At 38.3% G+C, this 15,861-nt stretch carries 16 protein-coding genes; all 16 read left to right on the top strand.

Annotated elements, in window-relative coordinates; translation table 11 throughout:
- Nucleotides 1-196 precede the first annotated feature (196 nt).
- The 16 genes from mqo to DDV96_RS08980 all read left to right on the top strand — a co-directional run bounded on the left by mqo (nt 197) and on the right by DDV96_RS08980 (nt 15,762).
- On the top strand, nt 197-1,681 hold the full coding sequence (mqo, locus tag DDV96_RS09060; RefSeq protein ID WP_116694441.1) for a malate dehydrogenase (quinone): 1,485 nt from the start codon (nt 197-199) through the stop codon (nt 1,679-1,681).
- 570 nt (nt 1,682-2,251) lie between these two features.
- Complete coding sequence (locus tag DDV96_RS09055; RefSeq protein WP_165805988.1) at nt 2,252-2,692, top strand: PepSY-like domain-containing protein; 441 nt, start codon at nt 2,252-2,254, stop codon at nt 2,690-2,692.
- Between the two features lie 267 nt (nt 2,693-2,959).
- Nucleotides 2,960-3,394: a DoxX family protein gene (locus tag DDV96_RS09050; protein WP_116694439.1), complete on the top strand. Its 435-nt coding sequence runs from the start codon at nt 2,960-2,962 to the stop codon at nt 3,392-3,394.
- A gap of 220 nt (nt 3,395-3,614) precedes the next feature.
- Nucleotides 3,615-4,139 (top strand): YceI family protein, encoded by a 525-nt coding sequence (locus tag DDV96_RS09045; RefSeq protein ID WP_116694438.1) that lies wholly within the window; start codon nt 3,615-3,617, stop codon nt 4,137-4,139.
- A gap of 351 nt (nt 4,140-4,490) precedes the next feature.
- On the top strand, nt 4,491-4,775 hold the full coding sequence (locus DDV96_RS09040; protein ID WP_116694437.1) for a GNAT family N-acetyltransferase: 285 nt from the start codon (nt 4,491-4,493) through the stop codon (nt 4,773-4,775).
- A 212-nt stretch (nt 4,776-4,987) separates the two neighbouring features.
- Nucleotides 4,988-5,881 carry a pirin family protein gene (locus DDV96_RS09035; protein WP_116694436.1) on the top strand — a complete coding sequence of 298 codons (894 nt, stop codon included), beginning with the start codon at nt 4,988-4,990 and terminating at the stop codon, nt 5,879-5,881.
- Nucleotides 5,848-6,009: a TMEM175 family protein gene (locus DDV96_RS09030; protein WP_394340127.1), complete on the top strand. Its 162-nt coding sequence runs from the start codon at nt 5,848-5,850 to the stop codon at nt 6,007-6,009. Before DDV96_RS09035 ends, DDV96_RS09030 begins: the two co-directional genes overlap by 34 nt.
- A gap of 165 nt (nt 6,010-6,174) precedes the next feature.
- On the top strand, nt 6,175-6,894 hold the full coding sequence (locus DDV96_RS09025; RefSeq protein WP_116694435.1) for a pirin family protein: 720 nt from the start codon (nt 6,175-6,177) through the stop codon (nt 6,892-6,894).
- Between the two features lie 128 nt (nt 6,895-7,022).
- Complete coding sequence (locus tag DDV96_RS09020; RefSeq protein ID WP_116694434.1) at nt 7,023-7,748, top strand: DUF981 family protein; 726 nt, start codon at nt 7,023-7,025, stop codon at nt 7,746-7,748.
- Nucleotides 7,749-7,753: 5 nt separating this feature from the next.
- A complete protein-coding gene (locus DDV96_RS09015; RefSeq protein ID WP_116694433.1) occupies nt 7,754-8,257 on the top strand; it encodes a VOC family protein in 504 nt (167 codons plus the stop codon).
- A gap of 159 nt (nt 8,258-8,416) precedes the next feature.
- Nucleotides 8,417-9,220, top strand: a complete 804-nt coding sequence (locus DDV96_RS09010; protein ID WP_116694432.1) for an MliC family protein — start codon at nt 8,417-8,419, stop codon at nt 9,218-9,220.
- Nucleotides 9,221-9,282: 62 nt separating this feature from the next.
- On the top strand, nt 9,283-9,756 hold the full coding sequence (locus DDV96_RS09005; protein WP_116694431.1) for a DIP1984 family protein: 474 nt from the start codon (nt 9,283-9,285) through the stop codon (nt 9,754-9,756).
- 536 nt (nt 9,757-10,292) lie between these two features.
- The gene (locus DDV96_RS09000; RefSeq protein ID WP_116694430.1) at nt 10,293-12,266 is read left to right on the top strand and encodes a monovalent cation:proton antiporter family protein; all 1,974 of its coding nucleotides are present in this window, start codon (nt 10,293-10,295) and stop codon (nt 12,264-12,266) included.
- A gap of 387 nt (nt 12,267-12,653) precedes the next feature.
- The gene (locus tag DDV96_RS08990; protein ID WP_116694428.1) at nt 12,654-13,208 is read left to right on the top strand and encodes an NADPH-dependent FMN reductase; all 555 of its coding nucleotides are present in this window, start codon (nt 12,654-12,656) and stop codon (nt 13,206-13,208) included.
- Nucleotides 13,209-13,335: 127 nt separating this feature from the next.
- On the top strand, nt 13,336-14,397 hold the full coding sequence (locus DDV96_RS08985) for a 2,3-butanediol dehydrogenase (protein WP_116694427.1): 1,062 nt from the start codon (nt 13,336-13,338) through the stop codon (nt 14,395-14,397).
- A gap of 117 nt (nt 14,398-14,514) precedes the next feature.
- A complete protein-coding gene (locus tag DDV96_RS08980; protein WP_116694426.1) occupies nt 14,515-15,762 on the top strand; it encodes an amidohydrolase family protein in 1,248 nt (415 codons plus the stop codon).
- Nucleotides 15,763-15,861 lie beyond the last annotated feature (99 nt).

The following is a 15,861-nucleotide window of genomic DNA, read 5'->3' as shown; positions in this document are numbered from 1 at the left end:
GGTGGTCCTCTTCTGGATTATTAAGAGTAAACTTATATAAGAATAAATTTTCGCTTTTGCTATGCCCAGAAGAAAATCAGTATTTAAAATTAAGGCTTTTAAAAGGCTTATTGTCTTAGTGCTTTCTTAAAATAATACAGCTGCCCATTAAGTTTCATTTTCAATGATACTTGTGTACCTTTATGGAAAAAGAGCGATGGAAACAGCCAAAGTAAACAAAGATTACGATTTAATTTGCGTAGGAGGCGGCATTATGAGCGCCAATTTAGCATTGATAGCCAAAATACTGAAACCTGAATTAAACGTATTGATACTGGAAAAACTGGATAAAGTGGCTCAGGAAAGCTCTGCTGCGTGGAACAATGCCGGCACCGGTCACTCAGCGCTGTGCGAACTCAATTACACTCCTGAAAATAAAGACGGAGACATCGACATCAGCAAGGCGATCGCTATTTGCAACCAGTTTGAAATATCCAAACAATTTTGGTCGTATTTGGTCAATAACGGCCATATTAAAGCCCCGCAAAGTTTTATACACAATGTACCGCATCACAGCTGGGTGACGGGAAAAGCCAATGCTGAATACTTGGAAAAACGGTACAAAACCATGAAAGAGCACTTTATGTTTGAGAGCATCGAGTTTACGAAAGACCAAGAGATTATGAAACAATGGTTCCCGCTCATTATGCAAAACCGAAACAATGATGAAGTAATGGCAGCCTCTCGAATAGAACGCGGTACCGAAGTGAACTTTGGGGTATTGACCAAAAAACTGTTCTCCATTTTGGAAACCGATTACGGCACCCCGGTACAATGCAATGAAGAAGTATTGGACATTGATCCGGACGAAGGCGTTGAGTGGTCTGTTAAAGTTAAGAATACGGAAACGGGCAAAGTACAGCATTTAGATGCCGAGCATGTGTTTATAGGAGCTGGTGGCGGTAGCTTGTTGTTATTGGAAAAGGTAGAAATAGAAGAAAAAGACGGCTATGGCGGATTTCCAGTAAGCGGCCAGTGGTTGGCATGCAAAAACCAAGAAGTCATCAACCAGCATCACGCAAAAGTGTACAGCAAAGCAGGATTGGGCGACCCACCCATGTCAACCCCACATTTGGATACCCGTTACATCGATGGCAAACGCGAACTGCTTTTTGGCCCTTTTGCCGGTTTTAGCCCTAAGTTTTTGAAGGAAGGCTCCAAGCTGGACTTGTTTAAATCGGTCAATCTTAAGAATATTCCTTCCATGTTGGGCGGTTTTTGGCACAACCTATCGCTGACCAAGTATTTGATAAAACAATTGGCTATGTCTTTTGACGACCGAATGGACGATCTTCGGGAGTTTGTAAAAAATGCCAAAAACGAGGACTGGGAAGTAGTGGTCGCCGGCCAGCGCGTGCAAATCATAAAAAGGGACGAATATGAAGGCGGCAAGTTAGAATTCGGCACCGAGGTGGTAAGCAGCAAAGATGGTCGCATTACCTGTTTGTTGGGTGCTTCGCCAGGGGCCTCCACGGCTGTAAAGATTATGCTGGATGTTATGAACAAAGCCTTTCCTGAAGTCATCAACTCCAATAAAGGCAAGAAATTGTTACAGCAAATGGCCCCAACCTGGAACACCCAAGTAGATGAAACCACCTTTAAAACCCAGTTAAATCAATCTAAGAAAACGTTGGGGTTGTAGCTTTTAATCCTACTTGGGCACAACGCAAGAGAAAATATTAAGAGAGAAAGAAGGTACGCGACTCAAGCTATCAATAAAATTAATGATAGTCATGTACCTATATAATACAAACACTTTACTATTTGTGTTTTTCTTCGACTTTACCCCCTATTTCCTTCGACTTTTAATACGTAAAATAAGGAATCTTGTCGAATAAAAGTCGAAGAAGACTCGAAGAAAACTGGAAATAAAGCTAAGGAAGCACCTTAAAAAATCACTTTACTTTCTATTAAAATGAAAAACCATCTCAAACATGATTAGGGGGTTGTATCTTTAAATTAGCTTCAGAAAATGAGCCATTTTTTCCTGTAGTTAGTATTGCTATGGTCGAAACCGAGGTTTACTCCTGCTTTATCGTAGCTTTTCTTCATAATCGGGACGGTCATCAATACTTAGGCTTCGCAAAATGCCACATTAACCAATTATTTCGATAAATATTTGAATATCAAACTTTAACAAGACTTTAATCTTGTTTAGTTCGATATTTTACGAACTAACAGTATATTTATGTTTAATTCAAATAAAGAAAAGATGAAAAACTTAAAATTAGCCGCATTGGCTTTATTTGCTTCAGTAGCGATGTACGGTCAAGATGTAACAGCATCTAAGGTGCCTTCAAACTTCACAGATGGTCTTTTAAAGGCCTACCCCAATGCCACTAACATTGAATGGGAGCGTAATGGCAACGATTACAAAGTAGAATTCGATTCTGGCAGGATGGAGCACGAAATCTGGTTTAACAAAACTGGAGATATGGTACGGGTTGAAAAAGATATAACCAGGGCTGAACTTCCAACAATCGTTAGTGAGATAATTAAACGAGATTACCCAGACTTTAAAATTGACGATGTTCAATCTGTTTTTAAAGATGGGGTTACAACGTATGTAGTAGAAATAGAAAAGGGATGGTCTAAAGATATTACCATAACATTTACCCAAACAGGCAAAGTGATGAGTATAATGAAAGACTAATAACTTTTTTATTACAGTTAAGTGAGGGGCTTAATTTTTGGCCCCTTTTTATTATCTTCAAATTTGTTTTATCCGTATTTAGAGGTTTATCAATAAAACTAGAAAAAATGACTGTTAACTTATACCTTAAGCCGGTTTTACTCTGTCATCTTCTTCAAAGCCACTTTCACCTAGATTTCAACTTCTTACCATACATCAATGTAGAACATCCTCTTGTCGTGTAGTTTTGTAATCAATTATAACATTTATCCATTTAAAAAGAAAAAAATGAAACAAACACTCAAGCGAATTCTCGATACAGGCAATTATCCCAAAAACCTAAATATCGTACTTTTAATTTTGCGTTTCCTCGTAGGTATTCTTATGCTTACCCACGGTATGGGTAAACTTCAAACATTGTTTGGAGGCGACCCCATTCAGTTCCACGACCCTCTTGGAGTAGGTGCTGCCATGTCCCTTGCACTTGCTGTTTTTGCTGAGGTGTTGTGTTCTATTTTATTGATTATTGGGCTGGGCACCCGTTTGGCCGCTATACCATTGCTTTTTACAATGATGGTTGCAGCCTTTGTTATCCATATAAACGATGACTTTGGGCGGCAAGAACTACCAATGCTTTATGCAGCAATCTATATTGTAATTGCCACAATAGGTGCAGGCAGGTATTCTTTAGATTATTTATTGCTGAAGAACAACAAAAAATGAGATAATAATTTAATCAGAAATAGCATGGTTCCAGCATGTGCCAAATCTTAGATGAAAAAAATATCTGAAACCAAATTAAAAAAAATAAAATGGAATTGACTATTTAAATTAAATCTTTTATATTCAAATACTTAGCTTCTTATCATACATCAATGCACAGCATTATTTAGTAGCGTAGCTTTGTATCAAATCAAAATGTTTAACACATAAAATTAAAGAAATGGAAAACACAGAAAAAACAAATTGGAAAGTAGATCCTGCACATTCTGAAATCGAATTCAAGGTAAAACACATGATGATTTCAACGGTATCGGGAAGTTTCAGTGAATTTGATGGTGAAATTGAAGCAGAAGATGACACTTTTAAAAATGCAAAATTCAAATTCAGCGCAAAAATCGATTCTATAAGCACAAAAAATAAGGACCGAGATACGCACTTAAAGTCTGATGATTTCTTTAATGCCGAAAAACATCCTCGTCTTACTTTTGAATCAAAATCTTATGATGGAGAAAAAATGGTAGGCGAAATGACCATAAGGGACGTTACCAAAGAAGTGACCTTGGATGTAGATTTCAACGGAATTGCTGAGGATCAATACGGACAAACCAAAGCAGGTTTTGAAGCTACCGGAAGCATTAACCGAAAAGACTTTGGCCTAAACTGGAGCGCTGTAACCGAAGCGGGAAATGTTGTGGTGAGCGATAAAGTTAGATTAATTGCCAACCTTCAGTTTATCAAGCAGTAAATAATAGTTTACTGTAAAACATGGGCCGATAGTTAATTAATAGATAGATATAAAAATGACTATCGGCTTTTTTTTTCTGAATTGGAAAATTTAAAAAACGCAACAGATTCCTTAACTTCTCAGACTATTTTAAAATAACCAATTATTGAAACTACATCGTAAGACCCGAAATAACCTATTTTCACGATGCGCTTGGCGAATTTATCTTAAAGTGTCAAAATATCAAAAAAGAAAATAATCCTGCCTAAGTAGTGCTAAATTTCTCCAAGTAGTTGCAACCACGCGGCAAAACTTACCAAGTGGAATAAAAGAAATCAAATTCAGTTTAGATAAAAATTCAAAATAAAAACTATGGCAAAAATTGAACGAGTAGACAACGGAAAAAAAGGTCGGTTTATCATTTACGAAAATAATGAGGAAGCAGGAGAAATGACGTTTACCTGGGCAGGGAAAGGAAAATTTATTATTGACCACACCGGGGTTGTGGATAAGTTTGAAGGTCAGGGATTGGCCAAGCAATTGGTAATGGCCGGTGTGGAATACGCGCGGGAGAATGACTTAAAAATCATTCCGCTTTGTCCTTACGCAAAACGCAGGTTTGAAAAAGATGAAAGCATAAGGGATGTTTTGGCGTAAATAAAATCACTGACTTAAGACTCTAAGACCTATGACGTAGGATTATCACTATAAATAGTTCGTTTAATCCGCCATTCCATTTAATAATGCAATTTTTGTCTTAAGTCCTATAGCCTTCCGTCCTTCGTCAAAAATAGAAATTTATACTTTATTCCACAGAAACCTTTCTGCCGAAAAGCAAAATAATAGTTGAACCAAAAACTTAAAACAATATGTCAAACACTCAATTAATAATAGAAGAACGCGCCGCCGATATCGGGAACTTTATGGTGGGGCGCTTATTGCCTTTCCGACAAAAAAGAAATGTTGGCCCCTTTTCATTTATCGATCATATGGGGCCGGCGGAAATGGATAAGGACACGAATCTGGATGTGGCACCTCATCCGCATATTGGTTTATCTACCCTCACCTATTTATTTGAAGGATCTATTCAGCATAAAGACAGTTTGGGTTCTGATATTGAAATTAAACCCGGAGCGGTTAATTGGATGACCGCAGGAAAGGGCGTGGTTCATTCTGAAAGAACTCCGGAATATTTACGTAATAAAGAAAAATCCTTACACGGCTTGCAGATTTGGGTTGCACTCCCTAAAAATTTAGAGCAATCGGAACCTAGTTTTTCGCATATTGAAGAAAAAGATATTCCACATTGGAGCGAGCAAGGGGCGCAATTTAAATTGATTGCCGGGAAAGCTTTTGATAAAGAATCGCCTGTGCCCGTACATAGCGAATTGTATTTTATAGAAATTAAAAGCGACCATAAACAGCAAATCGATATAGGAAAAGATCTTTATGGTGAAAGTGCTTTGTATATTCTGGAAGGCAGTATTAACGCCGACGGACATAACTACGGAAATAAACAAATTCTTGTAGCCAAGGATAGTACGCTGTGTTCTTTCGAAATGGAGCCAAACACCACGATTTATATTTTTGGCGGAACCCCATTTGATGAGGAACGTTACATCCACTGGAATTTTGTCAATTCTGATAAAGAAGTGATTGAAAAAGCCAAAAAAGATTGGGAAAATCAGAATTTGGACGCTTTTCCAAAAGTAGTTGGCGATGAAGAAGAATATGTGCCGTTGCCAAAACCGCGTATTCGATAAAAACAGGAAGATTAGAAGCCTTTAGTGATGGGGTACTGGCCATTATCATAACTATTATGGTGCTAGAAATGAGCGCGCCGGAAGGCTATACTTTTAAAGCTTTAAAACCATGCTACCGGTTATTTTAACGTATTCCTTCAACTTTATATATCTCGGAATTTGGGTCTTTATCTCACCATATATTTGGCTATGGCTATACTATGAACGGTCCTGGATCCCCAAACTGAAAAAGCTATGAAGGAATAAAAACAACTAAAAAAACTTTTAATAATTGATTATTAAATAGATAAAAAATGAAAACAATATTGCACAAAGCAGACACAAGAGGAGATGCCAATCACGGTTGGTTACATTCAAAACACAGTTTCAGTTTTGCAAATTATCACAATCCTGAGCGTATGAATTTTGGAGTGCTACGCGTGCTCAATGACGATACCGTTTCAGAAAACAGGGGCTTTGGCACCCATCCGCATAGGGATATGGAAATAGTTTCCATTCCGCTGGAAGGCGACTTAAAACATATGGACAATATGGGCAACTCAACCATTATCAAAGAAGGCGACATCCAGGTAATGAGTGCGGGTACTGGCGTCATGCATTCCGAATACAACAACAATCCCGATAAACCGGTAAAATTCTTACAGATTTGGATTATTCCGAATAAAATGAACGTAGAACCCCGCTACGACCAAATCACCATAGCCGATAATGCAAAGCCAAATGACTTTCAGCAAATTTTATCACCCAACCAAGACGATGCAGGCGTTTGGATTTATCAGGATGCCTGGTTTCATCTCGCTAATTTTGACAAGGAAATTTCCAAAGAATACAAGCTGAAAAAAGCGGGCAACGGCGTATATATTTTTGTCCTGGAAGGCAAAGCCAAAATCGGCGATCAGGTTTTGGAAAAAAGAGACGCCCTGGGAATAAGTGAAACCAATTCCTTTGAACTGGAAGCGCTTGAGAATTCTAAAATACTTTTAATGGAAGTGCCAATGGAGCTCCCTACATAGAATAAAAAAAGGAAAATCAGTCAAAAAAAGCAGTTAAAACGCTGCAAAAATGGTTAATGTTAATTTAATTGACCTGCTTTTATGCAAAGCATTCTTTAACTTTGGTTTTTGCTGAAAAATAACTTTGTATGTCGCAAGATTCCGGACTAATTATCGATTGGGTTAGTATGCCCACTTACAATACTATTATGGCTTTGGCCACAGGCGCCGTACTAATGTCCTTGGCCAGAATAGGACAACAATTGTTTAGAAAACAGCATATAAATCCGTTGGGCTGGAGTTTAAATTTAGGGATTTTAGGTATTTTGCTTTTTACAACCGGTTTGCATATGACGCTTACCTGGCCCTTGGCAAAATATTTCCCTTTTGACAATATTGTCTTTGGTGAACCCACGTTGGCGCTTGGGGTCATTGCTTTGGGACTTTCATTTTATTTTTATAAAACCCGAAATCAAATCGCAAGTGCCGTAAAGCCTTTTCAAGATGTCGCCCGGGTGGTTTGGCATATTAAATATTTGCTTTACGGATTAGGTCTTGCGCTAATTGCCATTGGCATAGCCGGGGTAACCTATCAACTTTTTGCAGCCCCGCCGGAAGAACCCATTACAGGAATGTTCGCAGATTACCCAATGGTTGAAGCAACATTTATTTCCTTATTATGGGCCTTGACCGGAGTGGCTTCTATTTTAATGCCTTCGGTACTAAAATATTTTGCAACGGGAAATACCGCGATGACCAGCAAAGTGAAAATCAGTTACAGTTTGCTTTACGGCCTGGGAATTGTATTCCTATTATTCGGCGCCTTTAACTATTTCACACATATCGGACTTATTGTAAATACGATGCCAAATTAAAAACTATGAATTATCCAGTTAATTTTTCTCACGTGGGAATTAGTGTTCCAGATATTGAAAAAGCCGTTGCGTTTTATAAAGATGCTTTGGGTTTTTATCACATCGCGGGACCTATAGAAGTCAAAGAAAATGAAGACAATAATTTATCGGCCATCAGTAGAAAAATTTACGGGCAAGGTTGGAAGAATTTTAAATTCGCCCATTTGTCGTCTTCAGATGGCATTGGGTTGGAAATTTTTGAATTCGCTAATAATTCCGAAGAAAAATCAGATAATAGTCCGTTTAAAACCAGTGTTTTCCATTTTTGCATTCAGCATCCCGACATTGAAGCGATGATTGAAAGAATTGTGGCGCACGGCGGAAAGCAAACAATGCCTCCACAGGAAATGTACCCGGGTAAAAAACCGTATAAAATGGCCTTTACGGAAGATCCCTTTGGAAATAGTATTGAAATTTATACGCATTCTTACGAGTTACAAAACGTTGGTGACGGCGGAAGCATCACTTAAATAAAAACGAAGAATGAAGGATATTAAAAATATGTCACCTCGAGCGCAGTCGAGAGGTCTTGGGATCTCATCTAAACTCAACCTGAAATAATATATAATTTCCTTTATTCATTATATTCAGCATAGCACATATAAATTCAAACATAAAAAAAAAGAAAAATGATAAAAAGAATTCTTACAATCGGAATGCTAACAGCAACGGTATTTATTTCCTGTAAGAATAACCAAAAACAGGAAAATACAGATTCATCCAATACAGAACAAACAGCTTCCAAAGATGTAGTTACCCAATCTTTGACCAATAATGATGGCGAAACCCTTGAAATGTCTTTTAATAATTCTGAAGGAACGGCAACCGTGAATTTTAAAGGAGAAAGCATTGATTTGGAGCAACAACGATCGGGATCTGGAATTTGGTATAAAAATGATCAATATGAGTTACGCGGAAAGGGAAACGATATTTGGCTAAAAAAAGACGGCGAAGTGATTTTTGAACATCAGGACAAAAAAGCTTCCGTAGAATTTAAAAATGAGGAAGGCGACGTATTGAATGTAACCTTTAACAACACCGCAGGAACTGCAAAAGCCTATCTAAACGGTGGCGCGCAGATCGATTTGGAGCAAGAAAAAGCAGCTTCGGGAATTTGGTATAAAAACGACCAATATGAATTGCGCGGAAAAGGAAACGATGTTTGGCTAAAAAAAGACGGGGAAACGGTTTTTCAACACGAGGACGATAAAGTAAACGTAGAAGCAAAAAACGACAAAGGCGATGTTTTAACGATGACTTTTAACAACACTGCCGGAACGGTTAAGGCCTATTTAAACGGCGGCGAACAAATCGATTTGGAACAGAAAAAAGCAGCCTCCGGAATCTGGTATGAAAATGACACCTATGAGTTACGAGGAAAAGGAGATAATTACATGCTGATAAAAGACGGAGAGACCGTTTTTGAAAATTAGAGTTGTAGAACAAACGACCACCTCGGTGTTTTTATAAACTGAGTAAATCAACAAGCAATCAAATGTCTGAACAAATCATACAAAAGAAAATGAAGCTTGCCGAAGGGCTCTTGTTAAGAGCAGATCTTATGAAGAAAATAGAGCATCTTCAAAACAGGATACGGCCTGTATTGATCGTTTCTGATGATAAAGTTCCACAAGAAGATCCAGACAAATTACTGGCCCAACTAAGGAAAGCTATTGAAGATTTAGAGACCTTGGTCATAAGGATTAATAATACGAACAATAAAACCAGGGTTAAGGGCGAAGGATCACTTATGGAAGCCCTGGCCAAAAGGGATTCGTTAAAAATGCTTTCGGAAAAACTAAGGAACATAAGATACGCCGCACAAGTAAATAACAGTGGCGAAACCAATCTTAAAACAACCATTGACATTAAAAAGTTGCAAGCTGAGATGGATCAGACAGGAAGAGCATTTAGGGAGCTGGATAGTAAAATTCAGGAAATTAATTGGCTCACAGAGTTGAAAGAATAAATTTTTGCCGAAAGGCGGAATGATCGGAGCGAGTACCAGCCCCTTTTTTTAGTATGTTTTCCGGGCAAAGTGAAAACTATACCACCAGAGCTGCTTGGGCTGCGGCAAAATTGTATTGTTTAAGACCCATTACTGCTTACAAAGTACAAGCGTAAAATGTAAAATTTACTACCGGGTACTGACCGATCATTCTTTTTTAATCAATCGAAAAACACTAGTAGAACAACTCGTTTTAGAGACAGCTTTCAAAATAGGTAGTATTTTTTGCTCCATTATGTGTTCTTTATCCTAAAAATTTTAGATCGCTGTTGTCCGGCCTTGATCGGGCGTCGTCTCATTTATGTCGTCTTTTGACTAAAAACAACCTAATTTGATGTATAAGGTAAGCTTAACAAAAACACTATAAGCATATTTTTCTTCAAAAATATTTACATTTAATGTCATTAGTTTATCTTTAGTAACTCTTATTTTTCAAAGTAAAAGTGAGCGAATTCAGATAATAACAACAAAATTAATTACAAGAATACCTAAAGCGTATGGCATTATTACAAGATATTCTTATTCTTCTATCTTTTTCAGTCGTTATTGTTTTTGTGCTGCAGCGGCTAAAACTTCCTTCAATAATCGGTTTTCTTTTAACAGGTGTTATCATTGGTCCTTATGGGTTAAGTCTTATTAGAGCCGTAGAGCAAGTCGAAATTCTATCGGAGGTTGGTGTAATCCTGTTACTTTTTGTTATTGGAATGGAATTATCCATCAAACAATTGGTCTCCATTAAAAAAACTGTTTTTATAGGTGGCTTTTTACAGGTAGGGCTTACCGTTGGTGTGGCCGCTCTTGTTTATAATCTTTTAGGAAATTCTTGGAACGAGTCTGTATTTGTTGGTTTTCTGTTTTCTTTATCGAGTACTGCAATAGTATTAAAGACCTTACAAGATCGTCAGGAAATTTCGGCTTCCCATGCAAGAAACGCTCTGGCCATTTTAATTTTCCAGGACATTATTGTTGTGCCTATGATGCTGGTTACCCCAATGATCGCTGGGGAATCTAGCGATGTAGCCATGGATATTTTAATGCTCTTGGTCAAATCGGCCATTGTTGTTGTGCTCACTTATATCAGTGCAAGATATGTTGTGCCGAGACTGATGCACGCTGTGGCAAAAACCAACAGTAAAGAACTTTTTCTATTGGTCACGATCACCCTTTGTTTTGCTATTGCTTTTCTTACTGCGGGAATAGGGCTGTCACTGGCATTAGGCGCTTTTATAGCCGGACTTATTATCTCAGAATCCGAATATAGCCATCAAGCCACCAGTATAATCCTTCCTTTTCGTGAGCTTTTTACCAGTTTCTTTTTCGTTTCGGTGGGTATGCTGCTCGATTTAACTTTTTTTCTAAACAATATTCCAATCATCCTGCTTTTGGTACTTATTGTGCTTATATTAAAATCGTCGGTTGTTGCAGTTGCCGTTGCTATTCTTAAATATCCCACCAAAACTGCTATTTTAACGGGCTTGGCGCTTTTTCAAGTTGGAGAATTTGCATTTATACTTTCTAAGATAGGTATTGAATACAACCTTCTAACGCCACAGACCAATCAATACTTCTTGTCCGTTTCAATTGTTTCTATGTTAATAACTCCATTTGTTATTATGTTTTCGGAGCATATTTCCGATAAGGTTTTGGGGGTTAAAAGAAAATTAGGGCTCAACAGGGAACTGGATGCCAGTGGTATAGAAGAAAATGTCGAAACCGGTTTAGAAAACCACTTAGTGATAATCGGATACGGAATAAACGGAAGCAATTTAGCCAGGGCAGCCACCGCCAGTAACATCCCTTTTATTGTAATAGAAACGAATGCTGAAATAGTAAAACGGGAAAAGGCAAAAGGTTTGCCCATCATTTTTGGTGACGCAACAAATGACCATATTCTAGAAACCGTTCATCTCTCAAGAGCCAGGGCAGCTGTCGTTGCCATTTCTGGAAATACCGACACGCAAAACATCATTAAAAAAATACGATCCATCTCAGATTCTTTATATTTAGTGGTACGAACGCGATATGTAAAAGAGACTTCCGAATTATTGGCTTTAGGGGCCGATGAAGTAATTCCAGAGGAGTTTGAAACGTCCATACAAATATTTGAACACATCTTACATAATTTTCTGGTGCCCGAAGGCGATATAGTGCAGCTCATCCATAAAGTTAGGGCGGACAATTACCAAATGTTCAAAGGCGAATTAAAAGGTCCGAAAACCTATAGAAACAGTGAATTGGCAGATTTCAATATCAAAAGCTTGCGCATGAGATCGGACAGCAATAGGTTCTTGGGCAAGCCTTTACGGAAATTGAACCTGAGAGCAAAGTACGGTATAAATATTCTGGCCATTAAAAGAAAAGACAAATTACTGGAAAGTGTACAGCCAGACGAAATAATAAAACAAGGAGATATTATTTATATTCAAGGGGCCCAGAGCAAGGTAGAAGCGTTTTATAAACTTATAAACTAAAACGGAAGTTTAACGGGTTTTCAAGCCTATAGCTTAAGTTTCACAAACTATCCTTCGCACAAACTAAACAGGGCCATAATATAAAAAATTGGCCCTATATCGCATTGTTCTTGATTGCCGATTTAAAAAGCAACTTCCTTTGCTAAGGGAAGGGTTATATATACTCACGACAAAACAGACACCTTTCTTCATAAAAAAGAAGCCTTTCATTCACTATTCGATACAATGCCATTAGTTTCAGAAAAAAAAAGAGGTATGACCTTTTTAAAGATGGTTAAAGTATCGCCAAAATGGTTGGTTAAACCATTAGTTTTAAGCATATTTAAGATATAACAACAAGTTAACAAGGATATTGAAAACAAATCAATATCCCATAAAATATAAATCATGAAAAAATACAAAATCGCAGTTGTCGTAGGAAGCTTACGCAAAGAGTCCTTTAACCTCAAAACAGCCAAAGAAATGATGGCAATGGCACCAGATTCTCTTTCTATGGAGCTTCTTGACATATCGGGACTTCCGTGGTTCAATGAAGATTTAGAAGAAAATCCGCCAAAAGAATGGGTTGCCCTCCGTGAAAAAATTCGGGATGCAGACGGACTCCTATTTTTTACTCCGGAATACAACCGTTCGGTTCCCGGGGTTTTAAAAAATGCCCTGGACGTTGGTTCCCGCCCTTACGGGGAAAATTCGTGGGACGGAAAACCGGCCGGCATTGTTAGCGTATCCATAGGCGCCATTAGTGGTTTTGGAGCTAATCATCACTTACGCCAATCTTTGGTTTTTGTAAACGTGCCTACTATGGCACAACCAGAAGCCTACATTGGCGGAGCGGCAGATCTTTTTGACGATAATGGAAAACTTACAAACGATTCGACTAAAGACTTCTTAAAAACCTATTTGGAAGTTTTCGAGAAATGGGTTCATATGATTGCGAAATAACAGCAAATTCGTTTTAATTTCTGAACTATTTTTTCAAAAAACAAAAGGTGGATACCATGCAAATTGAATAAAAGCCTACAAGGATGTAGCAACTAGAATTAACCCTAATACTTTAAAATTAAAAATTATGGCAACGATGAAAGCAGCACGCTGGCATGCAGCGAAAGATATAAGAATTGAAGAAACAACAATTCCAACCCCCAACGATAATCAGGTGAAAATTGAAGTGAAATTTGCTGGAATATGTGGCTCAGACTTGCACGAGTACACCAATGGACCGCAGCTAATTCCGGTTGATGAGCCCTTTTCACTTAATGGGCACCAAGGAACGACCACGCTTGGGCACGAATTTTCCGGGATTGTGGAAGAAGTTGGAAAAAACGTGCAGAACATCAAAAAAGGCGATCGGGTGACGGTGGAACCAATTTTCAGAAACCCTGAAAGTCCGTTTATTTCCACGGGAGAATACAACCTGTCAGAGCCGTTGGGTTTTGTTGGACTTACAGCCAACGGGGCTTTTGCCAAACACGTAGTTGTAGAGGATTATATGGTGCATAAAATGCCCGACAATATGACTTTTGAGCAGGGCGCCATTGTAGAGCCGGCAGCGGTTGCTGCTTATGCCATTGAGCGCAGCGGGATGAAAATGGGCGATACCGTATTGATTGCTGGAGCAGGGCCAATTGGGATGCTTACGGTACAGGTTGCTTTGGCTACGGGTGCTTCGCGAATTTTCGTTTCAGACCTTTCAGAAAACAGGTTGAAAAAAGCGAAGGAAATAGGTGCTACCCACACGTTTGATGCACGGGATAAAGATATTCCGCAGAAAATTAAGAAAATGACCGGAAAGGGCGTTGATATTTTTATTGATGCAGCTGGAGCACAGGCCTCATTCGATACCGGTATTGATAGTTTACGCAATGGTGGGACAGCTGTTTTAGTTGCTCTTTTTGGTAAAAAAGTAACCCACGATGCTTTGAACCAGACCTTGCGGGAATTGACCATTATAGGAACTGCTGCCTATCGCAATATTTTCCCGGAAACTATTGCATTAATCAATAGCGGACGGTTGCCGGTCGAAAAATTGGTTACCAGTGTGATCTCGTTAGATGAAATTGTAGAAAAAGGCTTTGATGCTTTAGTGGAAGACCCTTCAGAGGTAAAAATATTGGTTGATTTAGAAAAGTAAATTTCTAATTTATTCTCTATAAAACTCATTGAAAGTAATAGAAAAGTGTTGAAAGCCGAACGATGGATAACATTAAAAATACCGCGCTAAAACACTAACATTAAAACAAATGTAATTATGAAAAAAAAGTTTTTTAATGCGAAAATTTATCGCAATGATACAGCAACTGAACTTATAGTTGAAAATGGTAAAATTACAGAAATAGGAACAAATCTATCTAAATGTGAGGAAGAAATTGATCTCGGCGGAAAGCTTGTTATGCCTCCCTATGTAGATCCGCATTTGCATTTAGATTATGTATATACCTTGTCTGAACTCGGACAGGAAGGTGCTGGCTCAGGTACTTTATATGAAGCTATCGAATTATGGCCAAAATTTAAGGAAACCCTTACGGTTGAAAGCGTTAAAAAGCTTGCAATGAAGGGGATAAAAGATGAAGTTTCCCAGGGAGTTCAGCATATTCGCACCCATATTGATGTTACAGATCCAAACTTCACCGCGCTAAAAGCTATGCTGGAAATGAAGGAAGATTTAAAAGACACCCTTGATATCCAAATTGTAGCTTTCCCACAGCAAGGAATGTACACCTACAAAGGCGGGAGGGATCTAGTAGAAGAAGCACTTAAAATGGGTGCTGATGTCGTTGGTGGAATTCCGCATTACGAACCAGCCAGGGAATTCGGCGAAAAATCGGTTCACGACATTGTAGATCTTGGTTTAAAGTACGATAAGATGATTGACGTTCATTGCGATGAAACAGATGATCCCAATTCACGTTTTGTTGAGCTGCTAAATGCACTTGTACTTATGGAAGATTTTGGCACCAAAACAACTGCCAGCCATACCTGTTCCTTTGGTTCTGCAGACGATTCTTATGCTTTTAGGATGATGGATTTGTTCAAAAAAAGCAAAATGAACTTTATCTCCTGCCCTACCGAAAACGCTTATTTACAAGGCCGCCAGGACACCTATCCAAAACGTCGTGGACTAACCAGGGTAAAAGAATTTATCGAAAATGGAATAAACGTTGCTTTCGCACAAGATTCCATAAACGATCCCTGGTATCCAATGGGTAATGGTAATATGATGAATATTCTTGACAACGGAATTCACCTAGCCCAAACGATGTCCCCAGAAGAGATTAAAACAATTTTTGATTTAATTACCTATAATGGAGCACGTTGTTTAACCATTCAGAATAGCTACGGTTTAGAGGTTGGGAAGGCAGCCAATTTCATTGTTCTTAATGAAAGCTCGGTTTATGACGCGGTTCGGAAAAGAGTAGCTGTATTGGCATCTGTTCGAGATGGAGATTTTCTATTCCGCCGTAAAGAAATGGCCTATGATATACCTTTGAGTCTCTAATTTTATTTTCCACAATTAGCACTAAAAGATAAAAATCAAAATACGATTGTCGTTAAAATCACCGTAGTATCGAACTTTTGTTGAACAATAAACGAAAAG

This window comes from Marixanthomonas spongiae, from assembly GCF_003095375.1.
GTDB classification, from domain to species: domain Bacteria; phylum Bacteroidota; class Bacteroidia; order Flavobacteriales; family Flavobacteriaceae; genus Marixanthomonas; species Marixanthomonas spongiae.
Note: the sequence above shows the minus strand (reverse complement) of the source record. Positions and strands in the feature narration are given on the sequence as shown.